A 26561-nucleotide genomic window follows, 5' to 3' on the forward strand; every position below is an offset into this window, starting at 1 on the left:
TTCTAATTCTATTTTTTATATATTCTTTAAAGTATAAAAACTAATTCTAAGCAAATTATACCAAGTAGAAGAAGGTAAATACAAATACCCAAACCAAATCTACAAAGTGCCAGTATAATCCAACTTTTTCCACCATTTCATAATGCCCCCTTCTCTCATAAGTACCAAGAATAACATTAAAAAAGATAATACAATTGATTATTACACCGGAAAATACGTGAAAGCCGTGAAAACCAGTGATAAAGAAAAAGAAATCGGCAAACAACCTACTACCATACTCATTGCGCACCAGATTAGCTCCTTCTACAACAAGCGTAGCATCGTTCAATTTTTTCAAAGTTTCATCCCTTGTCAAAACAGTTTTATGGCCATCCTCGTTCAATAATTCTGTACGAATCAATACATTCGGATTGGACTTTACCCCTTCAACCACCTCATTCAAGGAGTAACTGGGCAAAGCATCGCCTTTGTAGTACCAAATTCCGTTTTTCTTTTCATGATCAACCCTGTCTTCTTGCAAAGTCTCGGCAAAATCCCTTAAAGCAAGTCGATCGCCTGAATCGGCACTAACAAATTGCAGTACTCTACCGCCTTTGGTTTCCAAAGCTCCAAAATCACCTTTTATAAAAGTAGCCCATTCCCAAGCCTGTGAGCCTACGAAAATTGCCCCTCCAATAATAGTAAGGAACATATACCAGACTACCTTTGTCTTTTGTAATTTATGTCCGGCATCAACAGCCAATACCATGGTTACAGAGGACATAATCAAAATAAAGGTCATGAACGCCACATAGTACATAGGATAGTTACCATGAAAAAACGGAACGTGGGTAAACACCTCATCGGCGATTGGCCAAGTTTCTATAAACTTAAATCTTGAAAAACCATATGCAGCAAGAAAGCCAGAAAACGTCAAAGCATCGGACACAAGAAAAAACCACATCATCAACTTTCCGTAGCTAGCACCTAGAGGTTGATTTCCTCCACCCCAGACATTTTCTTCTGTACCCGTAGTAACCGTAGTATCCATATAAAAATTATAGCGTTAATAAAATTTTCACAAATTTACATTTTTTTCGGCTAAACAAAATTTTTGCCTTTTAAAAATGGCAAAAAAAACCCATTCTAAATAAGCGCACCTAGAATACCTTCTAATTACCAAAGAATTAGCCCCTCTTTAGTTCACGAAATACATGAAAAGAATTAAATAAATCCAAAGAATATCCAAAAAATGCCAAAATGTAGCTCCCAATTCCAAACCGAGCATTTCCTCGGAGGAATACTTATTTCGCAAATGATTGGCAATAACCACCAAAAGGGAAATAATACCAGCAACAACGTGAACAATATGTACTGCCGCTATTAAAAAGACATAGGACATTTTAATATTGCTCGTAGGTCCGGTAAAATAGTAGCCATTGGCTACCATCTGTGAAAATCCGTTGAATTGCAATATTATAAATGTAATCCCCAGGGCCAGTGTTAATAATAGCCAACTAGTACACTGCTTGACCCTATCCTGCCTTATGGCCTTCTTAGCCATAATATAGGTTATACTGCTTATAATTATAACTATGGTACTCGCCAAAAACGATGATGGCAAAGTTAGGTCCTTGATCCAATCTTCCCGAGAACTACTTACTATATAGGCGCTGGTCCAACCAGCAAATCCCATTAGCAAGCTCACAATCCCGAACCAGAGCATCATTTTCTTTGCCCTTGCGTTTTTTTCCTTTCCCGTACCCTGTGTTAAGTCCATCCTTATTAAATAAATTTATCCATTACATATACCACTTGCATCAGTGTTATATAACTTACACTGGCCAACATTAATTTCCTTGCCGAAGCATTATCTCTTTTTTCATATAATCGAAAGGCAAAGAACAACATTACCGTACCCATTAAAAAAACAATTATAGCGGCCACAATTGATAATTGAAGCCTTCCCGTGAAGCCAAATACGGGAATTACCGAAATAATCATCATCCAAATGGTATACATAATTATTTGCAAAGCGGTACCCTTATCCTTTTTACCAGTAGGAAGCATTTTAAAACCACCTTTCTTATAATCCTCGTCCAACATCCAACCTAAAGCCCAGAAATGTGGAAACTGCCAAAAGAACTGTATCATAAACAAGGTCCCAGGCTCAATTCCAAAATTATCCGTAGCGGCCACCCATCCCAACATAAAGGGAATAGCACCCGGAAAAGCACCTACAAAGACAGCTAAGGGCGTTTTAGTCTTCAAAGGCGTATAGACGCTTGTGTACAAAAAAATGGAGATAGCGCCGAACATGGCCGTCTTGGGGTTAAGAAAATACAAGGCCACGATTCCCAAAATTGTCATCAGAACAGCAATGGTCATAGCCGTGGTTACGGACATTCTACCTGCTGGTATAGGTCTATTCTTGGTGCGGCTCATTAACGCATCAAGGTCCTTTTCTATAATCTGATTATAGGCATTGGAAGCCCCTACCATACAATACCCGCCAAAAGCCAAAAGTAAAACCGAAGAAAAATTGATTTCAACGGCACCAAGAAAATACCCTGCTATAGAAGAAAAGACTACACTGACAGCGAGCCTTGCTTTAGTAATTTCTTTAAAGTCAGCAAAATATACCGCTATTGAGGTGTTTTTCACTGAACCGACCGCCGTTTTCATTTACATTTTTTAAATGGTGTGCAAAGATACACCTCATAAGAATTTTTTGCAACCAAATAAACATGTTTATATCAATTAACGACTAAAGGAGCCTTCCAACCCAAAACAAATCCAGGGAAGGCACTCTTCCATTAATTGACGAAGGCCTTCCTAAATCTTTTTAGAGCAAAAAAAATCCCGAGACTACGCTCGGGATTTTAAATATACTTTTAATTCTAACTATTGCAGTTTAAATGTAATTGGAATACTAAATGGTACACGAACAGCTCTACCTCTTTGTTTTCCTGGGGTCATCTTAGGCAATTTTCCAATAATCCTTGCAGCCTCTTCCTCCAAGTTTTTATCCGGACCTCTCATTCTTACGTTCCCAATACTTCCATCCTTTTGGATAACGAACATTACGTTAACCCTACCTTGCACTCCCATTTCTTGGGCAATTTCTGGATAGCGGAAGTTTTTACCAATGTGCTTCTGCATCATGGAGTTAAAACAATCCCTTAATTTGCTTTTTGGCTCGTTCTCACAACCTGGAAAAATTGGAACATCCTCAATAACCGCGAAAGGCACATCTACATCTTCCTCAATCTCTTCAACCTCAACATCGGCCACTTCTATTACCTCTTCCTCTTGACTGGTTTCTGTAGACTCTATTACAGTCTCTTCCACTTCCTCTTCATCTTCAACGACCTCAATAATTTCAGGTGCTGCTGGTGGTGGCGGTGGTGGTGGTGTCTTAATTTGTTCGGTCATCGGAACCTCTTCGTCCAAAGTATCCTCCACATTCATGGTGTAATCAAAATTGTTGTCATCGTCATAGGTCTTCCATTCAAAAGCTATATACGTCAATAGCATAACCAGAACAAGGCCAATAACGAAATAAAGCCCGCTATTTCTTGTTAAATCTGCTTTCGGATTCTTTTTAAGTTCCATAATTCTTAATTTTTAATGTTCGCTAATTTATATATTTATTTTATCTGTTTAAAACTTTTTGTTAAAAAAAATACAAATATATTCAAACAGCTCATTGGGCTCCAAAGTATCCCTTAAATATGTAACTAAAGGCCCTGAACGCAACTAATTGGCAGAATCTCAATTCCCTAATATCCATTCCGCTAAAAACCAGCAAGTTGCATTCTATTATTTAGAATACACCCCAAATTACTCAAAAAAAACACTATTTCATCCAATTCAAGGGAGTTTTTCCAGAGAAAATGTATTTTACCGTAAAACTTCCGAACAATGCCCCTAAACTATTCGCCAAAACATCCAGCAAATCGGGATCTCTATCAATTGTGGCCACACCCTGAAGCACTTCAATAATTATACCATAAATAACGGCGTACAAAATTATTTTCACAATCACTTTCTTCAACGGCGTATTTCTACGATCAATTTCCCTAAAGGACAAACAACCCAAAGCGGTAAATACAAAATAAAAAGTAAAATGTACCAACTTGTCCAAATGTGGAATATCCATAGAAGGTAAACTCTCCACGTCAAAAGAAAATAAGCTGAGCGTTGTTATGAACACCACCCAGCTTATAAACAAGTTTGTAAAAAAATATTTTTTAAGCACCCACAAGTTCTTTGTACTCCGCGTCTCCAAGCAAGCCCTCCACTTCGGAAGAATCGCTAATTTTTACTTTAATGATCCAACCCTCACCATAAGGATCGGTATTTACCTTTTCCGGTTCGTCTTCAAGCGATTCATTAAAAGCTATGATTTCCCCACTTAAGGGAAGAAAAAGATCGGAAACTGTCTTTACGGCCTCGACTGTCCCAAAAACCTCATCCTTGTCCAAGGTTTCATCCAAGGTCTCCACTTCCACATAAACAATATCCCCTAATTCCCCTTGGGCAAAATCTGTAATCCCGACTATAGCGATATCGCCCTCTATTCTGACCCATTCATGGTCTTTTGTGTACTTTAAATCTGAAGGTATATTCATTATCTAAATTTGTTAAGGCAACAAATGTAAAAGAATATCTCCTGTTAATCAAAAATCTCATTTAAACTTTTTGGCCCACTTGGAAATTAAATTCTTTTACGGCCAATATCTCCTTGTTTAAGCTAGTTCCCAAAATTATACCTCAAGGTAAATCCGGTATTTATAGAAGTTTGCGGGAAAGCCGTTGACACTGCAAATTTTGAAAACGAATGATCATAAAAAAACAGGGCGTTTAAACTTTTGCTCAAGGCATAATCGGCAACAAATTTCACGGACATTAAATTTTGTCCGGAAGTAATTTGATTGTTATCTATATCCAAGTTTCTAATAATGGTAATATTATCCCTGAGGGTTACGTCCGCTTTAAGATTTAAATCCCCTTTTAAACGCTGCTGTTCACCTCCAATGTTGGTTACAAATTTCACATCCTTAAAACGATACCCGAGTCCTACCGTATATTCCTTGCCATTGATCTCTGTCATTAAGCTATTGTCAAAACTCAAGGACAATGCCCTATCCGTTCTAATCTCCGCTAGTACGCTAAGGGAGTTTTGCATTTCAAAATCTACCCTCATCAATGGGTTGAACTGATCCGTAAGCACCACATTGTTCATAATATTGACCGGTAAAAAGTCCTGGGTTTCCGAGTTTATCGGTTCCATACCCTCATTGATCAACTGTGTACGCGTTAAATTGGTCTGAAACGAATTTATACTGTAGGCCGATCTATATCCATGGCTTAGGGAAAAACGCTTAAATTTCTTCTTAAACCAAGGATTGCGCATTAATCCGGTATATTTAATGTTCCAATTGGGAATTGGAATGCTCCTAAAAGCGTCCAAACTTACCTTATTGGGATCCTTCCCTGTATAAGCGGCAAAAAAAGCGGGCAGCAAAACATCTTGACTCGTCTTACCGTATCTTTCCGGAAAACCATCGTCATCTACCTCACCGGTATCATGGTTTCTTTCGGCGACAATCCTATTGGCTATGGTAATCCTGTTTTCTTTGAAGGTTTGAAAACTGTCCGAACTAAATTCATCACTCTTATCAAAAACGGTACCGATCATTAAAGTGGAAATACTAAAATTTCCATAGTTGTTCCCTAGAAGATTCACATATTCAAATGCGTCATTCCCCAAATCCTCCACGTTAAAAGTCTCTTGGTAACTTTCGGACATTTGCCTATCGGCCACAAGGTCTATGGTCAAATCTCTAGTGGGTTGTGCCGTTGCCGTTATATTTAACTGCTTATTGGTATTCTGGATATACTGTTGGTTAAATTCCGGGAAAGTGGTCAACCATCCGTTTCTGGCCGCCTCATATCTAACATCGGCCTGACTACCAAAAACAAATCCTATGGTTGGTTTTGCCGTACCAATAAAACCTACTGACCTAGTATAACCTGGCAATACCTTACCATTGTTCTGACTATAGGTAACATTTACACGTTTTACCATGGTAAGCACATCTATAAAAGCATTATACCCTGTGCCGCTCCCTTTTTTAACGTCATTGCTATCATCATTGGATGCCGGGTTGCCCGCTTTATCCAGACGAGCCGGTTTAGCCGCAGTTCCTTTAGTATCTTTCCTACCCAAACCGAGGAAATCATAGAACTTTTGCATGGTGAGGGATGCCGTTAAATTATGTGTACTGGCATTCTGCACTGTATTTATATCCTCTCCGGCCACTTCGTTCAAAGCATCCCCTCCCCTTTGCCAGTCAAAATTACTGGTATACGTGTATTGGGCATTTATAAAATCGAAAGCAGGAATTTTGTTCAAGGGCAATTCATAATTCAATTGCATTTCCTGTGAATGCCTATTGGGCTCCCCAAGATCGAAAAATCCGTCCCACAATCCCAAGGCCTGATCGATTTCCGAATTCGGATTGCCATCTTCCGAAAAATAATTTCTTACTATATTATTGTTCGAGGCGGTAAGATTTAAGCGCAAGGATTTTGTTAGGCTATAGTTGATGGCATACTGCCAATTGAAAAGATAATTCCTTTGCTGTAGAAAAGGCAGATCCAACTTTTCTACCCCCGGTTCAAAAACATCTCTAAACTTTTGTTGATTAAAAGATCGGTTGATATTGGATTGAAGTGAAACACTTGCCGGCAAAACATTTAAATTTAAATCTTTCAGCCATTTCCAATATTGCCCGGTAAACAAGGAGTCCTTCTTGGCAAACGGTTCTAGGGGAAGGGGTTTAAAATTGTGGTTATAAACAAATCCTGTTACCACATTCTGATCCCTTAGCTCATCTATCTCAAAATCCCTATGGTTCACCTCGTTATAGGAATAATTAAAGGTAAAGTTCTCAATATCGTAAAAATTGGCTTCGGCTTCCTCGCCCCTATCCTTTCTTACCCCAATAAAATTTATACTGGTCCTCTTGGTATAATCCTCCCCTTGCTGTCTAATTGCCTCAGCGTCTTCCGGCGTTTCGGCAGCTGCGATACGATCTTCCAATTTTAGGTCATCATAGACAGGATCAAATTCTGGCGTAATCAATTGCTCCGAAATACCATAATTAAAAGGGAGTTGCAAGCCCCAATTTTTTGGAAACAATTGACCAATATTCACATTGGTAACCACATCATAGGAAATAGCGTCCTCACGCGCCCGTTCATTGGGCATTTGGTCTATGGCCCCGAACCCGGAAGTACTTTTGCTACCGGTGGCGGACACATTGGCAAAATCTGCCATATTCATATCCAAGGCAGCTATAGCGGCCCATCCCCCGTTATTATCTAATCCCGATAGGCGTAGTTCGTTAAACCAGACCTCTCCCCTAGCTGGAAGATTATCATCGTTCTTAACCCCTACCATCATACTACGGATACCTCCCAAAGAAGGATTTCCACGGATACCAATTCGTATTTTACCCAGTGTTCTTGGGTCAAATTCATTTACCTGGACCACCTCACCATTGTCAATTTCATAATAATTAATGGTGCTAAGGGTTTGGGCTGCGATTCCGGTAGATTTCACCTTGGACAAATCTTCCAACGAAAGATCCAGTTGATTTACATCAGGCCAAATTTCGCTGTCCGAGCTTGCTCCGTGCGGCGTTAGCTGTAAGGGCAATTCTATTTGATAGAAATTCTGCGTAAAATCCGAACCGATCCTTATAAACCCTATCAAGGGTGTCTCGTCATTGGCATAGTCGGATTCTACAATTTCTTCGGCGTGGATAAACATTTTTAAGCGTTTATATTGCCTTACATCAATATCCAAATTTTTAAAGACCCCTCTGGAATCCTGAGGCTCCAAATTCTCAACCACAAATGACAAGGATTGTTCATTCTGCCTAATAATGGTATTGTTATTGTTAAGCCTTTCACGTGCTACACCTGGGGGCAAAACATAAGGTATTGGGGTTCGTGCAGCATTTTCCTCTATGTTCACGGCATTAACATCTACCAAAGTACCATCATCCGATGCATCTGAGTCCACATCGGGCTGTAAGGAATTGGTATAGGTCCGCCAATCTCCACGCACTAGGTCCAAGGTAGCAAAACGCAATACCACATCGTTTGAAAAACCTGTTAGATACATCCGCATAAAGCTAATAGACCTAAAATCGCTTATGCCGCCAACCGCGTCGGTAAAATCTGACAAAGGTATCTTGTACTGTATCCAACGCTCGTTCAAGGTATTGCCGTTGGGCAAAGACCTGGTAACCCCTTCCTTAATATCCGTTACATACTTGTCATTAATGGTAGTCCCTGGTTTAATGTTAATACGATACTCGTAATAACTATTTACGGTATTCATGGTTCCGTCCCTATCTATATCCTCCACATCGGGCAAAGTAGTTGACCCCCTGTCCGAATTGCTCAATTGTACGGGAGAATTGCCATCCGGGTTATTGTAATTTAGATATCGTTCCAAAATACTACCTTCCCTGTTCAGAAAGTACTCGTAATTATCCATTGCAGGATCTTCCGCCGGGCCATTATAGGTAATTCCCCCTTCAAAAGTATAGGTAGCCTCCTCGGCATCCGTTAGACCATCAAAACCAATATCCTGCAACCCTCTGTTATTCTCATCTGCATCAAAGGCATATATTAAAGATTGGGTTGCTGGAACCTTACCCCAATTTGTTTTATAGGTAAGATCATTGGATAAGGGATCCACGGGTAACCCATTTTCATATTGCTTCCTACCATCAGGAAGAATATCCTCGGAAATATTACCAAGGTTGATCACTAAATCCCCGGCGCTAGTTGCAATGCCATCCACATAGGGATCCAACACCCAAAATTGAACGTATTCCACATTGGACTGCTCAAAATTGGTGCTGCTCAACGATCGCATTATCCCTGCCCATTTATCCTGTGGTTGTTCCGTAGTAAAACTTGGGTTTGCGTTATACGGACCTTTCATACCCGGGTAATAGGCTATATCCAAAGTGTTTTGGGCCAAAGTCTGCCCTTGGGCGACATCCTGATTAAAGACATCCTGTATATAGATTCTTCTAGTTTCGTTTGTGGAAATATCATCATCACTCAATGCAGTAGGCCGCTGATTGGAATAAAAAATAGGATCTACGGTATACCAGGCCATTTTTGCCCTACCATATCCAGACTCTACACTATTGACCGTGGTTGCAAATTCCACTGGCGGACTCGCCATGGACCATCCAAGAAAGGAACGGATATCGATCAGCGATTGCGCCCCCTCAAAATCGTCCAAATAAGTTGTGGTCTCCCCTTCAAAATCCGCATTCTTGGGAGAACTTGGGCTTAAAAAGGCAACTTCTCCGCGAACTGACAAGTTGGAAGGGACATCCGTATCTATATTTGGCAATTTATTGACCAACCTGGTCAAAAATGGAACCTCAGTGGAAAAATTACTGTTTAGACCAAATATTGTATTGTTTACAGGCTCTATACCGTAATTGGATTTCTGGGTCAAAGGTTTTTCATTCAAGTTCAACAATGTACCTCCAAGCACAAAATTTTTATTGAATTGATGCTCCACATTTACGCCTGAAAAACGTCTGGTCTGCTGTCCAAAGACCGCATTGTTCTCCACTGAAATATTAATGGGGGTATTGGAAGCCTCCAAACTTGGGTCCAAAATCTGCACTGTGCCCGACTGATAATTTACGGTGTAATCTATACCCTCCTGTAACTGCCTACCTCCGGCCGTAACCCTTACAGATCCTTGGGGAACATTGAAAGCCCCAATAGGAATACCATTGGTCCCCTGGGATTTATAAGTTCCTTTTAAAATAAACCTATTTTTATCCGCATCCTGTTGGGCCGCCGCTGTGGGAAGCGAGTACATATTCCTAAAAACGTACTTCTTTTGATTGGCATTATAACCTTGATCATTGTCCACGTCATAAGTACCACCACCCAATAGGTTAAATAAGTATTCCCCAAAAGGTTCAACTTTGGTGAATATAATATTTCCGGTTTGCGAGTCTATGGTAATCCCTTCCACGTAATCAAAAAAACCATCCCCTCCACTTTGAAGGTCATTATATGCATTTAACCTATCTAGATTAAACACATCCAATAATATCCTATCTTCCAAGGGCTTGGGGGTTGTTGGCCAACCAGAGCCAACACCTGATTCCACTGGTGTTATATAATTTCTTGGAGTAGTTTCCGCATATAAAATGTTCAACTTAAAATCCTCCTGACTCAATTGATAGGCGCCAGTGGCGTAAATATTCTTCATCATCAGATCCCATATAGGATCTACAACATTGGTAATATTACTCTTTAACAATTTAAGGATCAAGGTATTGTTGTTTACAGGTATTTCCGCTCCGGGCGACACCGTTGTGGCATCTACTCCACCATTGGCAAACTCTCCCACCTGATAGACATCCCCATTAAAGGTGTATTGAAAAGCAACCCCAAGAACTTCATCATTGCTCAATCTTTGGTTTAGGGATATATACCCCAATTGGGAATCAAAGGAAAAATCCCTGCCCTGTTCCAATTTTCTCGCATTCTCCAAAATAGCATAATCAAATCCCTGATTTACCGTATATCCTGGTACATTAAAACCGGTTTGAACTGTAGCTATATCGCGAATATTACTTGTAAGGGCGCCCCCGGACCCAATTTGAAGAGGATCAAAATCATTGGCAGCGTTCCTTGGCAAATTACCGGCTGCAGAACTATTAAAGAATCCAGCGGGATCTCCGTTGTTTTGGCCTATTCTGGTTTTTTCCGGTTGTATCTCCCCCAAATCCTGGATAGCCACAACATTTCTAATATTAACCGTTTGCTGGCTCCTATTGGTAATCCATACTTCCAACCTTGTAATTTGGACCTGGCTCCTTATGTAAGGATAGTTAACAAGTGCGGCATCATAATTATCCCTAAAATAATGGGCTAAAAAAAAGTGTTTGTCAGAGTCGTAATCCTGGGCCCTAAGCTCGAAATCGTTCACCGTGCCCCCACCCTGTGCAACCACCGTATTGCTCTGTGACCTTTGTTCTGAAAATACGGCCGTTACCCTGGTCTTCCCAAATTGCAGTTCGGTCTTCACCCCAAAAAGGCTCTGTGCTCCCGTAATCAAGGAACTATTTAGTGGCATACTCACATTTCCTACCTCTATCTTTTGAAGTATATCATCCTCAGATGGCGTATAGTCCAATTTTACTAAATTCTGGAAATCAAAGGTGGCCTCGGTATCATAATTGGCCGTTACCTGAAGTCGCTCTCCTATTTTGCCCAACATACTTAAGCTTATCCGTTGATCAAAATCAAAGGAAAGATTGGTCCTGTTACGTGGGGACAGGGATGGGTTATCGTTTTTTTGCCATATCACCCCAAGATCCATCGCCACCGATCCTTGTGGAATCACTTCTATGGTATTGCCCCCAAAGACACTTTCAAAAAAACTATTATTTACATAGAAATTAGGAAGTAAATTTTTACGGGCTGCCTCACTGCCCTCCTTTTTGCCAGAAAAGGCATCAATTTTTTCTTTAAAATAGGACTTCATACCCTCGCGGCGCACAAGCTCCAAATATTGTTCAGGGGTAAGGATAACGGGGTAATTGATATCAAAATCCCCAACACTTACCGTGTAGATATATCTGTCCAGATTGGGGTCATAAGTGTACTTTGAAACTATGCTGTCCGGGTTTTCCATTTTCAATTTTCCCAGCGCAACACCCGTTTTTAGCGAATCTACTTCCTGCTCAAGTGCATCTTCCCCTTCTATTTCCTGTGCTAGGGAAGTACCCGTTGCGACCAAGAAAATAAACAGTAGGATAGTAAGCTTAAATGATGATTTAAGATAAAATTTTGCCCCTTTTTTCAAACTTGTTATAAATTTTTAAGCGCAAATTTTATAATGTCCTCTACGCTTAGTCCAGGGTCTTGGGCAACTACTTTATCCACAACCTTTTCAGCTTGTTTGCGGACAAAACCAAGAACCTCTAATGCAGATAACGCTTCATCTTTATTTGTATTGTTTGATGGGGCGGAAAGTTCATCAATATCGTAGACTTTTAAAACCTTGTCCTTTAGGTCCAGAATTACCCGTTGTGCCGTTTTGGCACCGATGCCCTTGATTCCTTGAATAGTAGGCACATCTCCAGTTGCAATGGCATCCCTGATCTGACCAGGAGACAGGGAGGACAACATAGTTCTGGCCGTGCTGGATCCAATTCCGGATACGGACAAAAGCAATCTAAATATCTCCCTTTCGGACTTTTCGGAGAAACCGAACAAAGTATGTGAATCTTCCTTTACTTGTAGATGGGTGTACAGTTGAATGCTTTCCGAATCCCCAATTTTTGAAAACGTGTGCAATGAAATATTTACAAAATACCCCACTCCAGCACATTCGATTACAACGTGGGTGGGATTTTTTTCAACAAGTTTTCCTTTTAAATGAGTAATCATTAGCTTTTACTGGTTTCATGTTTCAAGCCGTCTTGAAACTAGAATTATTTAGAATATTATTTTTGCGTTTTTGCCAATTTTCTCTTCTCCCTTTCTTGGGCGTCAATAACGGCCACGGCAGTCATATTGACCATTTCGTCCACACTGGCCCCCAACTGAAGAATGTGTACGGAACGTCTTAAACCTACCATGATAGGACCAATGGAATCTGCCTGGTTCAATTCCTTCAATAACTTATATGTTATGTTGGCCGACTCCAAATTTGGAAATATAAGTGTATTTACTTTTTTACCGGCCAATTTGGAAAAGGGAAATTTACCCTGGTGCAATTCTTTGTTCAAAGCAAAATCGATTTGCAACTCTCCATCCACTACCAATTCCGGGTTGGTAGCATGCAATATTTTTACAGCTTCCTTTACTTTGGTAGCCCGTGGATGGGTTGAAGACCCAAAATTGGCATAGGACAACAAGGCCATAACAGGACTAAAACCAAAGGTGGTAGCCACATTTGCCGTCATTTTTGCAATTTCGGCAATTTCCTCTGCATTGGGATCTATATTGATAGAGGTATCCGCCAAAAATAACGGTCCCCTTTCGGTGATCATAATGTTAACAGTAGACACCTTTTTAACGTTTGCAGCCCTTCCTATTACCTCGAATACCGGCTTTACTACAGTTGGGTATGCCCTGGAATATCCGGAAATCATACCATCCGCATCGCCCTCCAAAACCATCATTGCTGCAAAATAATTTCGTTCCTTCATCTTTGCACGGGCACCGAACAGACTTACCCCACTACGCTGCCTATTTTCAAAATATTTGGCAGCATAATGGTTTCTTTTATCATTGGCTTCATCGGCATGGGAATCTATAACTAGAATATCGGCGTCGAATTCCAGTTCCTTCATCAATTCCGAAATAACTACTTTATTCCCCAATAAAATTGGTGTTGCCAACCCTTCCTCATATGCAATTTGGGCTGCTTTTAGTACATCCAAATGATCTGCCTCTGCGTAAACAATTTTTTTAGGGTTCATTCTTGCACGATCGTGTAGCAAACGAACTATTTTATTATCGTTCCCAGAGCGCTGCAATAATTCCTCCCTATATTTATCCCAATCATCAATTGGCATTTTGGCCACACCACTTTCCATGGCCGCCTTTGCAACGGCAGGTGGAATTTCAGAAATCAATCTGGGATCAAAGGGTTTTGGAATTATATAATCCCGCCCAAAGGTCAACCTGGTTTGTCCGTAGGCAATATTCACCTGTTCCGGAACTGGCTCTTTGGTAAGCTCGGCCAAAGCCTTCACGGCAGCCATTTTCATAGCTTCATTTATCTTGGTGGCCCTGACATCCAATGCCCCTCTGAAAATAAACGGAAATCCCAAGACGTTGTTCACCTGGTTAGGATGGTCGGACCTACCTGTTGCCATGATGATATCCTTTCTGGTTTTTATGGCCAGGTTATAATCTATTTCCGGATCTGGATTGGCCATAGCAAACACTATGGGATCCTTTGCCATGGATAATAGCATTTCCGCAGAAACGATATCTTTTACGGAAAGGCCGATAAAGACATCGGCGTCTTTCATGGCCTCTTCCAAAGTGTCAATTTTTCTATCCGTGGCAAACTCCAATTTTTCTGCCGATAGGGTATCGCGATCACTACGAATCACCCCTTTGCTATCCAACATTACTATATTTTTGTCACTTGCCCCAAATGCCTTGTACAAGCGGGTGCAGGAAACAGCAGCAGCACCTGCTCCACTTATCACAATACGAACATCACTTATTTTTTTCTTGGTAATTACCAAAGCGTTCAATAGGGCAGCGGCTGAAATAATAGCCGTTCCGTGTTGATCGTCGTGCATTACCGGAATATCCAATTCCTCCTTTAGTCGTCTTTCAATTTCAAAAGCTTCAGGAGCCTTTATATCCTCTAAATTTATACCTCCGAAAGTTGGAGCTATTATCTTAACTGTTTCTATAAATTTTTCAACATCGGTGGTATCCAATTCAATATCGATTCCGTCAATGTCAGCAAAAATCTTGAACAACAAGCATTTTCCTTCCATCACTGGCTTGGAAGCCTCCGGACCAATATTCCCCAATCCTAAGACTGCGGTTCCGTTGGATATTACCGCCACTATATTTCCCTTGGCCGTATACTTATATACATTGTCCTTATCCTTTGCAATTTCCAGACAGGGCTCTGCCACTCCAGGAGAATATGCAAGACCTAAATCCCTTTGAGTAGCATAGGGTTTTGTAGGCACTATTTTTATTTTCCCCGGTTGAGGTTTGGCATGATATACTAATGCTTCCCTTCTGGTCTTTTGCTTGCTCATATATTCTATATTAAAAAAACAAAGTTAACAGTATTCTTTAAATAATAGGATTTAAAACGTAATCACGCTAGATTTAAAATACAACGATTCAATTAATTTTTTAAAAAAAACCATTGCCTATTTCCAACAATTTAAAACCGTTACCGAAATTACTCAAAGACAGTAAACTTAGCAAATCGCCCCTTCCCCTAAGCGGGACAGGCTTTCCCAAGAAGGGGGCTAGTTTCGCAAAGCGATATTAATCCAGTCACTATTACACCCCAGTATTACATCAAAAAATCAACATTCCTCTTTAAACCGGAAAATTAGGTGCGTTTTACGGCAGACTTCTGGAACACCTTCTTAAAGACATCCTCCGTAATTTCCTCCAATTCCTTTTTGGTCGACCTCCCCTGACCCCTCCCAAGGAGGGGGGTAAGTTCCGATAACGATAATGGGTCCTAAAAAAATTGAACTTCCGTCCTACTTCAAAAACTCAATGTTTCGTTTTAAAGTGGAGAATTTGGTGCGCTTTACGGCAGACTTCCGGAACACCTTCTTAAAGACATCCTCCGTAATTTCCTCCCATTCCTTTTTGGTCGACCTCCCCTGACCCCTCCCAAGGAGGGGGATAAGTTCCGATAACGATAATGGGTCCTAAAAAAATAAACTTCCGTCCTACTTCAAAAACTCAATGTTTCGTTTTAAACCGGAAAATTTAGTTCGTTTTACGGCAGACTTCTGGAACACCTTCTTAAAAACATCTTCTGTAATTTCGTCCCAATCCTTTTTGGTCATGGACAGTAATTCGGGATTAGGGTTAAATAAGGGTTCGCGATGGGGTTTGGAAAAGCGGTTCCAAGGGCATACATCCTGGCATACATCACAGCCAAACATCCAATCATCCATTTTACCCTTAAAGTCTGTAGGAATTTCATTCTTTAATTCGATAGTAAGGTAAGAAATACACTTGCTACCGTCTACCACATAGGGTTCTATAATGGCCTGCGTGGGACAAGCGTCGATACAGGCAGTGCAGGTACCGCAATGATCGGTTACCCTATGGTCATACTCCAGTTCCAAGTCCACGATAAGTTCGGCTATAAAATAAAAAGATCCTACTTGTTGCGTCAATAGATTACTGTGTTTCCCAATCCAGCCCAATCCGCTTTTTGCGGCCCATGCCTTATCCAGGACAGGGGCGGAATCCACAAAAGCCCTGCCGCTCACCTCTCCAATCTCTTCCGAAATAAAATTTTGAAGTTCCTTTAGTTTGGATTTAATGACATGGTGGTAATCCTGCCCATAGGCATATTTTGATATCTTGAAGGTGTTTTCGTTTTGACTTTCCTCAGGAAAGTAATTAAGCAGAAGGGAAATTACCGATTTAGAACCTTCTACCAATTTAGTGGGGTCCAAACGCATATCGAAATGATTTTCCATATAGCCCATTTCCCCATGCATGTTCTTATTGAGCCAATTTTCCAACCTGGGGGCCTCCTCCTCCAAAAATTCGGCCTTGGAAATACCGCACGACAAAAACCCGAGGCGTTTGGCTTGAGTTTTTATAAGTTGGGTATGTTTATGCGTGTTCTTCAAAAAATTATCTTTCGGTAAACAGTAAAGGTACACTCTTTGGCTTAAGTGAAATCAAAGGATTGATCTCTATGTTTTGCAAAGTGCTGGATATACTATATTTCTTGACAATTTCAGCTATTGCAATGATCATTTCATACATGGCAAAATTGTTGCCCACGCACATTCTGGGACCTGCCCCAAATGGATAATAATAGTCCCCAGAATCCTTTTTGTCCGCTTCCTTAAACCTACTGGGGTCAAATTCCAGTGGCATATTCCAAAAATGGCTATAGCGGTGCAATTCGTAAATGGACATCAGCACCATGGTGCCCTTTGGGAGCGAAATATCTTCAAAGGTATCATCTTCGATGGCCACCCTATCTATTACATAAGCTGGCGGATACAACCTTAGGGCCTCCTCCAGACATTGTTTAACAAATTGAAGCTGCATTACCCCTTGCATCAAATCAGCAGAGCTATCCTCCAGATTTACCTTGGATACTTCCTCATAAACATGGTTTTGAATTGCCGGGTTTTTGGCCAAAAGAAACAGGGTGAAACTAAGTGCGTTGGCCGTGGTTTCATGACCTGCTATAAAAAGAATCATCACTTCATCCAACAGTTGCCCGTCTGGCATTGGGGAGCCATCCTCATATCGTGCCCTAAGAAGCATATCCAACAAATCATCTTTTTCCAATCCAGATCTCCTCCGCTCGTCAACAATATCCAGAAGCAGCCTCTTGCCTTCCGCGGACATTTTCAAGTGCTTATCAATTTTACCACTGAGCCTATACCACCATTTTAGATATGGTTGCCTCATTTCTTTAATCAACATGCGCTGATTGGCCTCGGTAATATGTTGGAGTCGCGACATCCTTTCGCGAATATCCGAACTACTAAAAAGGGATTTGGCAACAACCTGAAATGCTAGATCGCCCATGAGCGGAAAAACGTCCTGCTCCTTACCAGGTTCTATTCGTTCCAGTTCCAGCAATATGGCCTCCCTCATGACCCCCATTAAATTTTGGAGTTTTTTCTTATGAAAAGCGGGCTGCACCATTCTTCTATGTGTGCGCCAATGCTCACCACTGGAAGTTAAAATACCATGACCTATATACTTGGCCAAATCCACTGTTTGCAGAGGGGATTTTTCGTATTTCCTATGCTGTTTCTGAAGTATGTGCTTTATTAGGCCGGGGCTTCTGGTAAAAAGAACTATTTCCTTGGAACTTAATTGTACTTTAAAACAATCACCGTATGCCTCAAAATTTTCATGATGAAAAGGCAAGGGATTTTTTAGGATTCTCCTAGCATTTTTTAAGACCTGAAATCTTGATACTAACTTCAAATTGATTATTTAAAAGAGTGGTTTCTTGTAGCATAAAACCTTGGCATATGACAACATCAAAAAAGTCCACCCTGAATATTGCCCTTAATCCTCCCCAAATGCCTGTAGGCCAATTCCGTAACCTCCCTACCCCTGGGGGTCCTCATAATAAATCCTTGCTGGATCAAGAAAGGTTCATAAACCTCCTCTATGGTTTCTGCACTTTCAGAGACGGCAGTAGCCAAAGTGCTTATCCCCACAGGGCCACCTTTAAACTTGTCTATAATAGTTGTCAATATCTTATTATCCATTTCATCCAATCCGTGGGCATCCACATTCAGAGCCTTCAATCCAAACTGTGAAATTTCTATATCGATCTTTCCATTCCCTTTTATTTGGGCAAAATCCCGGACCCGCCTTAATAAGGCATTGCATATTCTAGGAGTACCCCTGCTTCTACCAGCTATTTCAATGGCGGCCTGTTGGGTGATCGGAGTCTTTAATATTTCGGCGCTACGCTCTACTATGGTAGAAAGAAGTTCCGTGGAATAGTACTGTAATCTGCTTTGAATCCCAAAACGGGCCCTCATGGGAGCCGTTAACAAACCAGAGCGGGTTGTGGCTCCGATCAAGGTAAAGGGGTTTAAATTGATCTGCACCGAACGGGCATTGGGCCCCGATTCAATCATAATATCTATCTTATAATCCTCCATGGCAGAATATAAATATTCCTCCACTATAGGACTTAATCTGTGGATCTCATCAATAAACAGCACATCCCTTTCGTCCAGGTTGGTCAGAAGGCCCGCCAAGTCCCCTGGTTTATCCAATACAGGGCCCGAAGTCATTTTAATACCTACCCCCAATTCATTGGCCAGGATATGGGCCAAAGTAGTTTTACCAAGACCTGGAGGGCCATGGAACAAAGTGTGGTCCAGGGCTTCGCCCCTTAAATTAGCTGCCTGAACAAATATCTTAAGGTTTTCCAATACTTGTTCCTGCCCGGTAAAATCATCAAAGGAAATAGGGCGCAAGGCCCTTTCAATATCGAATTCCTCGTTAGAAAAATTACTGGCTGTGGGATCTAGGTTCTCATTCATACTCCAACAAAGATAATGGAAATTAGGATAGTTTTTTAAGGAAACCGTACATAAGGGCCACACTATTATAACCACTTAGGAACAATCCCAAAATTTTCCTAATCCTGTCTGATAGATAGAAATTAAAATAAAAATAATGTAAATTCATATTATGATAAAGACAACATATCCACCCAGTATTCTACAGTACATACCTTTCTTTTTTGTTATTTGGTCCGATGATCTTTTGACCCTTTCAGAGATTGCCGTTGTAAAAAAAATAATCGACGAGGACCAAAACCTTTCTAAAAAAGACAGGGAAACCCTGAATAGTTGGCTCAACACAGCGCAGCCACCTTTGGATACGGAAATAAAATCCTGGCAACGGGCCATTTCCAATTCCGGCATCAAATTGGTAGAAAGCGACAACCATCCTTTAACTTCTTTTAGCAAGAAATTGATATCACAAAACGGTTCGGAGCATATTTTCAATGAGAATTTATCGGCCATTGAAATAAACCTAGGGATACAACCCAACCATTACCACCATTTGTTCGAAGTGGAAGTTGTTTTGGAAAAAACGTCGCATTTCTACGACCCTAAGGAAATTGACCAAATATTCAAAGGTACTTACCACCGTGAAATAGATGAATTTAGGGATGCCCTAAGCGCTTCCATTTTTTCTTGGGAAATAATTCAGAACAAGGAGGAATTTAGAAAAAAAGTACTGTCCCAAGTGCAATATTTGGCCAAGACAGGATATGGTGCCATGGCATACCCCGAAGCTTACGGGGGAACAGGCAATATGTCTTTGTATGCCACCATTTTTGAAAATCTGATGTATGTGGACGGAAGCCTCACTGTGAAATTTGGGGTGCAATTTGGGCTTTTTGGCGGCAGCATACAGAAGCTGGGAACCAAAAAACACCATGACCGCTATTTAACCGCTATTGGGGAAGCCAAATTACTTGGATGTTTCGCCATGACCGAAACGGGTCACGGATCCAATGTAAGGGGTATAAAAACAACCGCTACCTACAACAAGGAACAGGACAACATTACCATTCATACCCCGGGAAAGAACGACAACAAGGAATATATAGGAAATGCACTGCACGGTACAATGGCCTCGGTATTTGCCCAACTGATCGTTGATGGCAAAAATCACGGTGTACATGCCATTTTAGTGCCATTAAGGGATAGTGAAAATCGTCTTATGCCGGGCGTGCGTATCGAAGATAATGGCTACAAATTAGGGCTCAACGGGGTAGACAATGGTAAAATTTGGTTTGACCAAGTTAAGGTACCACGGGAGAATCTTTTAAATAAATACGGGGATATTAAATCTGATGGCACCTATTACTCCGACATAAAAAACCCAAATAAGCGCTTTTTTACCATGCTCGGCACTTTGGTCGGAGGGCGGATTTGCGTGGCCAAAGGAGCTTTGAGCGGGGCAAAAATGTCCCTTGCCATTGCAGTGAAATATGCCCTGCAAAGAAGGCAATTCAATGACAACCTAAAAATCCAAGAGGATTTGATCATGGATTACCCATCGCATCAACTGCGGCTTACCCCCGCCATTGCCAAATGTTACGTATACCAGGTAACCTTGGATTCTTTGATGAAAATCTATAGTGACGACAGTATAACGGATAAACGAAAAATAGAAACCCAGGTAGCCGGATTAAAGGCAATTATAACCTGGTTCGCGAACGAAACCATTCAGGAATGTCGTGAAGCCTGCGGAGGTAAGGGCTACCTATTGGAAAATAGAATTGCCGACCTAAAGGGCGATGTGGATATATTTACCACCTTTGAAGGGGACAACACGGTACTATTACAATTGGCCGCCAAAGGAATTATGTCCGATTTTAATACGGAATTCAACAGCGCCGGATTTTCGGCAGTATTTAAACTGTTAGGCACCCAAATCAGCGACAAATTGGTAACTATAAATCCCTTATACGCCAACAAGGTAGATAAGGAGCATTTATACAATCCTAAGTTCCACCAACATGCCTTTGACTACAGGACTAGAAGGTTAACCTATTCTGCCGCTATGCGCATCAGGGACTATATCAAAAAAGGGGTCCCTACATATCAGGCCTTCTTAAAAGTACAAACTCATTTAATAGCCTTGGGAAAAGCCTACAGTTGTGAATTGGCCTATAATACCTATTTACAGTTTACAGAAACCATAGAAGACAAGAAGAACCAAGAACTCTTTCAAAAACTTGGATGCCTCTTTGCATTATCCGAAATTAGGGAAGATGCCTCATGGTATTTGGAACAGGGTTATTTGGGAGGTACCAAATCCAAAGCCATACGACAGCGAGTGGAGCGTTTAAGCACAGAGTTTAGACCGCATATAGAGGTTTTGGTAGATGGTTTTGGGATTCCGGACCACTGTTTAACAGCGCCGATTAGTCGTTAATTTTTTCGCCGATATAGCTCTGAAGTATCAAGGAATTCCAGCAGATTAATTTTGCTATCACCATATACATAGGTCTTGGATGACCCTTTGGAATTGAGGTCTACTGTTGCTGTTGACAAGACTTCAGCAGAAGAGCTACCTTCCAAATTTGCTTCGACCGAATTGGCTTCCAATCTTTTAGCCTTTAGGTCGGAAGCGTCCAATAACAGGAACTGAAAAACATCGGTAAAACCTTCCAAATCGGCCTTGGAATTACGTTGCATATCCAAAACGGTATTCTCCATAACCCCAAACAATCTTAAATCCGCCTTTTCTGCCAAGCGAATATTTAAGGTATCACTATCTACCTTAAAATTGCCTCTACTATTATCGTTCATTGTTATTTGCATTGCATCGGCATCCACATCTATTTCCACCCTACCGGACCCTCTGGTATTTACCTCTAGGAACTCGGTAGAAAAACGGTTCTTGGCCACAATATTCCCATCATTGGCATTGATAAGGAACAATTCATTAAAATTAACGGTAATGTTCAGTTTTTTCTTGGAGGTAACCCTATAATAAGAACTAATGATAAGTGTTTCATTCTCCACCTTAAATTTTAGAATATCGATTAAATTATCGTCAGCTTCTATTATATACTCCCCCGATGTGGCGGCCTGTATGTTGATATCCAGATCATCATCCAACTGAATGGCATTAAAAGGCGGCAGGGTCTCCCTCACCTCTATCACATTTCTATTGCCTTTAATTTTGGGTTTACGCTGGGAAAAGACCATACAGCCAACCAATAACATGAAAAATAAAAGTATGTGTCTCACTTCTAATGATTTATAATACATAATAGATCTTTATCTAAAAAAATGCGTTAGCCCCTCGATATTGGATTTCCACAAATTTGCAATTAATTCATATAGCCTGCAACACCCTATGGTTCCACGGATTTCCTATATGTAAATGGAAGGTACAAAAAAAGTCCATCTTAGGGATGGACTTTTAAAATTTGTTGATTTCCAATCGTTAATGCTGCATCTCCTCCTCGCCCTCGTAAAGTGGCATGGTTTGAGGCACAAAATCCTGTCCTGGAATTATATATTCTCCGTTGTCATCGGTTTTACTATAATCGTATGGCCATCTATGTACTTCTGGAATTGCTCCAGGCCAGTTGCCGTGAATATGCTCTACTGGGGTAGTCCATTCCAAACTAGTTGCTTTCCAAGGATTCTGAACAGCCTTACTTCCGTAGAAAATACTTCTAATAAAGTTGAAGGCAAATATTAATTGAGCTCCAGCTGCAATAAGGGCAAAAACCGTCATTAACACCTGGATATCGGTTAAGTCATCAAACATTGGAAAAGCTGTATTCTCGTAATACCTACGTGGAACCCCGGCCATTCCAACAAAATGCATCGGGAAGAAAACACCATAAGAACAGACGGCAGTAATCCAAAAATGTACGTAACCCAAGTTCTTATTCATCATTTTACCGAACATCTTAGGGAACCAGTGATAAACACCTGCAAACAGCCCGTAAAGTGCCGATATACCCATTACCAAGTGGAAGTGGGCTATAACAAAATAAGTATCGTGTACATTAATATCCAAGGTACTGTCCCCAAGAATAATTCCAGTTAATCCACCAGAAATAAAAGTTGAAACCATACCTATGGAAAATAGCATTCCAGGGTTTAACTGAAGGTTACCTTTCCACAAAGTAGTAATCCAGTTAAATGCCTTCACAGCTGATGGTATAGCGATCAATAATGTGGTGAAAGTAAATACAGATCCCAAGAAAGGATTCATACCCGAAATAAACATATGGTGACCCCAAACAATTGTAGACAGGAATGCAATTGCCAAGATGGAGGCAATCATTGCCCTATATCCAAAAATAGGTTTACGGGAATTTACCGCCATGATCTCCGAAACCATACCCATAGCAGGCAAGATTACGATATACACCTCAGGGTGTCCTAAAAACCAGAATAAATGCTCATATAATACTGGAGAACCACCTTGATAATGCAATACCTCTCCTTGGATAAAAATATCCGATAAGAAAAAGGAAGTACCAAAGCTTCTATCCATGATCAAAAGCAAAGCAGCTGATAATAATACCGGGAAAGAAATCACACCTATAATTGCAGTAACAAAGAACGCCCAAATGGTCAAAGGTAGTCTAGTCATAGACATTCCCTTGGTCCTAAGATTAATTACGGTAACAATATAGTTCAACGACCCTAATAAGGAAGATGCAATAAATATTGCCATAGCTACCAACCAGAGTGTCATACCCATCCCTGAACCAGGTTGTGCCATTGGTAACGCACTAAGCGGAGGGTACACCGTCCATCCAGCAGCAGCCGGTCCTGCCTCTAAAAACAAGGAAGAAAGCATAATTACGGAGGACAAAAAGAATAACCAATATGAAACCATGTTCAGAAATCCAGATGCCATATCCCTAGCCCCAATTTGAAGTGGAATCAATAAGTTACTAAAGGTACCACTCAAGCCTGCCGTTAGAACAAAGAATACCATGATAGTACCATGGATGGTTACCAATGCCAAGTAAACATCTGCATCCATTACTCCTCCAGGTGCCCATTTACCCAAAATAAATTCAAAAATCGCAAAAGATTCTCCTGGCCATGCCAATTGCATTCTAAACAACAGTGACATCAAAATACCAATGAATCCCATAATAAGTCCAGTAATTAAATACTGCTTGGAAATCATTTTATGATCTTGACTAAAAATATACTTCGTCACAAAAGTTTCTTTGTGATGATGTCCGTGGTCATCTGAATGGTCTTCTACGTGTGCGTGAGCTGTTACAGACATAGTTCTATTTTTAAATTTTTATAAAGTTATTTTAAAGACTAAATTATTGTGCCGAAGCCATTGACTTACCAAAAGTCTGTTGACTTGCAATCCAAGCATTATATTCCTCTTCAGTTTCAACAATAATTTTCATTTGCATATTATAATGGGACTTTCCGCATATCTTATTACACAACAGGATATAATCAAATTCCCAAGGATCGGAATTGTCCAATCCTTTGGCGGCCTTTTCAGCCCTTATTCCATTAATACGTTTTACCTTATCCACTACATCTGGATTTTGTCTCATTTCCGCTGTGGTAATGGTTGGAGTAAACGAAAATTGGGTAATCATACCAGGCACACAGTTCATCTGAGCTCTAAAATGCGGCATATAAGCAGAGTGCAGCACATCCTGCGATCTCATTTTAAAATTAACCTTGCGCCCTACGGGCAAGTGCAGTTCCTTAACAATAATATCATCGGCCGCATTCGGATCAGAGTTGTCCAATCCTAAGACATTTGCATTGTCAATGTCGATCATTCTAACGTTGGCATCACCCAAAACATTATCATTACCGGCATATCTGGCAGTCCAATTAAATTGCTGGGCATAAAGCTCAACAGTTAAAGGGTCGTCCTCGTCATTGATATCCATAATATTGGTCCATGCATATAATCCCCACAAAATTAATCCTGCCAAAACAATTACAGGAATAATGGTCCATATGAATTCCAAACGATCATTATCCGCAAAGAACAAAGCCTTCCTTTCCCTGTCTCCCCTATATTTAAAAGCGAAGTAGTGCAACAAAAACTGCGTCAAAGTTTGTACTATAAAGATAATAACAAAAGACAACACCATCAAAGAATCATACCCTCCGCCATGCTCGGAAGCAGCTTCGGGCAAAAGCACCTTGGTATATTTCCAGAAGCTAAAAATGGTAATTCCATAAAGGAAAATCAAAAAAGCGAACATCAAATACCCATTGTATTTATTATCCGTTTCACTGGCTACTTGGGAATTGCTAGCTCTGATTTGTGACAATTCGAATATCTTGGTCATTTGCCAGATTGCAATTGCCACTAATACTAAAACAACTATGGTCAATAATGGAGTCATCGTATGATTTGAAATTATACTTATATACTAAATACTAATAATGAAAATGCTTACTCTCTTCGATAAACGGATTGCGCTTTGGCTGCAACGGAGCCTTGGTCAACGCCCTGAATACAAAAAAGATAAACAATCCTGCAAAGAACAAAATAGATCCAATTTCAGGGATACCAATAAACCATTGATCCCCAACGGTAGATGGCATTATGGCTACAAAAATATCCATATAATGTCCGGCCAATATGACTATCCCGGTCATGATAACAAACCAATTAACCCTTTTAAAATCGCTATTCATAAGCAAAAGTACCGGGAACACAAAGTTCATGGCCACCATTCCAAAAAATGGCAGATTGAAATCTGCTATCCTGGTAACATAATAGGTTACCTCTTCAGGAATATTGGAATACCATATCAGCATAAACTGGGAGAACCATAAATAGGTCCAGAAAATACTGATCCCGAACATAAATTTAGCCAAATCATGAATATGGCTATCGTTAACATCTGGCAAGTAGCCCCTAGACTTGAGATAAATTGTTACCATTGCAATAACAGTAATACCCGATACAAACATACTTGCAAAGATATACCATCCGAACAAGGTACTGAACCAATGTGGGTCAACACTCATGATCCAATCCCAAGACATCATGGATTCAGATATTAAATAGAATACCAAAAATGCCGCAGAAATCCTAAAATTCAGTTTAAAATTAGAGTCATCATTGGATTCATCCTGAGCCAAGGACAACTTGCGGGAATACTCCCTATATAAGATCCAGCCTCCCAAGAAGACCGCAGCCCTGATCAGGAAAAAAGTACCATTAAGAAAACCTGCTTTCCCTTGTAAAAGGGCATCATGTGCAACCACTTCAGGGTCCATCCACACGAACAAGTGATTCATATGGGCTACCGATAAGGCCAATATTACAAATACAACGATACCACCTGGTACCAAATAAGCCGTAATCCCCTCCATTACCCTAAAAAGCAATGGCGACCAACCAGCTTGTGCTGCACGTTGAATAGCGTAAAACGCCAATACTCCCAAGGCTATCATGAAAAAGAAGAAAGCTGCTACATATAATGCTGCCCATGGTTTGTTTTGCAACTGGTGCAATAGATGTTCATCATGTGATGCATCATGTGCGTCCCCATGTCCCATTTCGTCACCATGACTCTCCGCAACAGCATGGGCATCCCCATGACCGTCACCGTGTCCGGCAACAATTGCCTTTGCCTCCTCTACAGTGCTTGGCGCAGCCATAAAACCGATACCAATTCCCAAAACGCCTACAGCCATTAAAATGAAGGAAGCAATTTTTAATCTATTTGAAAAAGTGTACATATTGCTAATATCTAG

General features: G+C 40.6%; 17 protein-coding genes and 1 pseudogene. 1 reads left to right on the forward strand and 17 read right to left on the reverse strand.

Features of this window, described 5'->3' with window-relative positions; genetic code table 11:
- Positions 1–55: 55 nt before the first annotated feature.
- The 13 genes and pseudogenes from LV92_RS10665 to ruvB form a co-directional block, all read right to left on the reverse strand.
- A complete protein-coding gene (locus LV92_RS10665) occupies positions 56–1030 on the reverse strand; it encodes a cytochrome c oxidase subunit 3 (RefSeq protein ID WP_111623659.1) in 975 nt (324 codons plus the stop codon).
- A 147-nt stretch (positions 1031–1177) separates the two neighbouring features.
- Positions 1178–1759 (reverse strand): cytochrome c oxidase subunit 3, encoded by a 582-nt coding sequence (locus LV92_RS10670; protein WP_111623660.1) that lies wholly within the window; start codon positions 1757–1759, stop codon positions 1178–1180.
- A 5-nt stretch (positions 1760–1764) separates the two neighbouring features.
- Positions 1765–2664, reverse strand: a complete 900-nt coding sequence (cyoE, locus tag LV92_RS10675; RefSeq protein WP_111623661.1) for a heme o synthase — start codon at positions 2662–2664, stop codon at positions 1765–1767.
- A 219-nt stretch (positions 2665–2883) separates the two neighbouring features.
- Entirely contained in the window at positions 2884–3594 is a 711-nt protein-coding gene (locus LV92_RS10680) for an energy transducer TonB (RefSeq protein ID WP_103443202.1), read from the reverse strand.
- Positions 3595–3838: 244 nt separating this feature from the next.
- On the reverse strand, positions 3839–4195 hold the full coding sequence (locus LV92_RS10685; RefSeq protein WP_146613536.1) for a VanZ family protein: 357 nt from the start codon (positions 4193–4195) through the stop codon (positions 3839–3841).
- Between the two features lie 37 nt (positions 4196–4232).
- Entirely contained in the window at positions 4233–4613 is a 381-nt protein-coding gene (gcvH, locus tag LV92_RS10690) for a glycine cleavage system protein GcvH (protein ID WP_111623663.1), read from the reverse strand.
- Positions 4614–4735: 122 nt separating this feature from the next.
- Positions 4736–11917, reverse strand: a complete 7182-nt coding sequence (gene sov / locus LV92_RS10695; RefSeq protein ID WP_111623664.1) for a T9SS outer membrane translocon Sov/SprA — start codon at positions 11915–11917, stop codon at positions 4736–4738.
- A gap of 5 nt (positions 11918–11922) precedes the next feature.
- Positions 11923–12504: a Holliday junction branch migration protein RuvA gene (gene ruvA / locus LV92_RS10700; RefSeq protein ID WP_111623665.1), complete on the reverse strand. Its 582-nt coding sequence runs from the start codon at positions 12502–12504 to the stop codon at positions 11923–11925.
- Positions 12505–12560: 56 nt separating this feature from the next.
- The gene (locus LV92_RS10705) at positions 12561–14855 is read right to left on the reverse strand and encodes an NADP-dependent malic enzyme (RefSeq protein WP_111623666.1); all 2295 of its coding nucleotides are present in this window, start codon (positions 14853–14855) and stop codon (positions 12561–12563) included.
- Positions 14856–15317: 462 nt separating this feature from the next.
- A pseudogene (locus LV92_RS21985) lies at positions 15318–15434 on the reverse strand (tRNA epoxyqueuosine(34) reductase QueG); the annotation flags it as partial.
- Positions 15435–15512: 78 nt separating this feature from the next.
- The gene (gene queG / locus LV92_RS10715) at positions 15513–16433 is read right to left on the reverse strand and encodes a tRNA epoxyqueuosine(34) reductase QueG (protein WP_111623667.1); all 921 of its coding nucleotides are present in this window, start codon (positions 16431–16433) and stop codon (positions 15513–15515) included.
- Positions 16434–16437: 4 nt separating this feature from the next.
- On the reverse strand, positions 16438–17760 hold the full coding sequence (locus LV92_RS10720) for a cytochrome P450 (protein WP_245946346.1): 1323 nt from the start codon (positions 17758–17760) through the stop codon (positions 16438–16440).
- A 56-nt stretch (positions 17761–17816) separates the two neighbouring features.
- Positions 17817–18839 (reverse strand): Holliday junction branch migration DNA helicase RuvB, encoded by a 1023-nt coding sequence (gene ruvB, locus LV92_RS10725; RefSeq protein ID WP_111623669.1) that lies wholly within the window; start codon positions 18837–18839, stop codon positions 17817–17819.
- Positions 18840–18990: 151 nt separating this feature from the next.
- Between ruvB and LV92_RS10730 the strand changes: the two genes are divergently transcribed.
- Positions 18991–21255, forward strand: a complete 2265-nt coding sequence (locus tag LV92_RS10730) for an acyl-CoA dehydrogenase family protein (protein WP_111623670.1) — start codon at positions 18991–18993, stop codon at positions 21253–21255.
- Here LV92_RS10730 and LV92_RS10735 read toward each other — a convergent pair.
- The 4 genes from LV92_RS10735 to LV92_RS10750 all read right to left on the reverse strand — a co-directional run bounded on the left by LV92_RS10735 (position 21252) and on the right by LV92_RS10750 (position 26546).
- Positions 21252–22076, reverse strand: coding sequence for a GIN domain-containing protein (locus LV92_RS10735; RefSeq protein WP_170126309.1), 825 nt, complete (start codon positions 22074–22076; stop codon positions 21252–21254). The two genes, LV92_RS10730 and LV92_RS10735, sit on opposite strands and share 4 nt — an antisense overlap.
- A gap of 199 nt (positions 22077–22275) precedes the next feature.
- A complete protein-coding gene (locus LV92_RS10740) occupies positions 22276–24096 on the reverse strand; it encodes a cytochrome c oxidase subunit I (RefSeq protein WP_111623672.1) in 1821 nt (606 codons plus the stop codon).
- A 43-nt stretch (positions 24097–24139) separates the two neighbouring features.
- The gene (locus tag LV92_RS10745) at positions 24140–25198 is read right to left on the reverse strand and encodes a cytochrome c oxidase subunit II (RefSeq protein WP_111623673.1); all 1059 of its coding nucleotides are present in this window, start codon (positions 25196–25198) and stop codon (positions 24140–24142) included.
- Between the two features lie 34 nt (positions 25199–25232).
- Positions 25233–26546, reverse strand: coding sequence for a quinol:cytochrome C oxidoreductase (locus LV92_RS10750; protein WP_111623674.1), 1314 nt, complete (start codon positions 26544–26546; stop codon positions 25233–25235).
- Positions 26547–26561 lie beyond the last annotated feature (15 nt).

Origin of the sequence: Arenibacter echinorum (assembly GCF_003259375.1) — a bacterium.
GTDB classification, from domain to species: domain Bacteria; phylum Bacteroidota; class Bacteroidia; order Flavobacteriales; family Flavobacteriaceae; genus Arenibacter; species Arenibacter echinorum.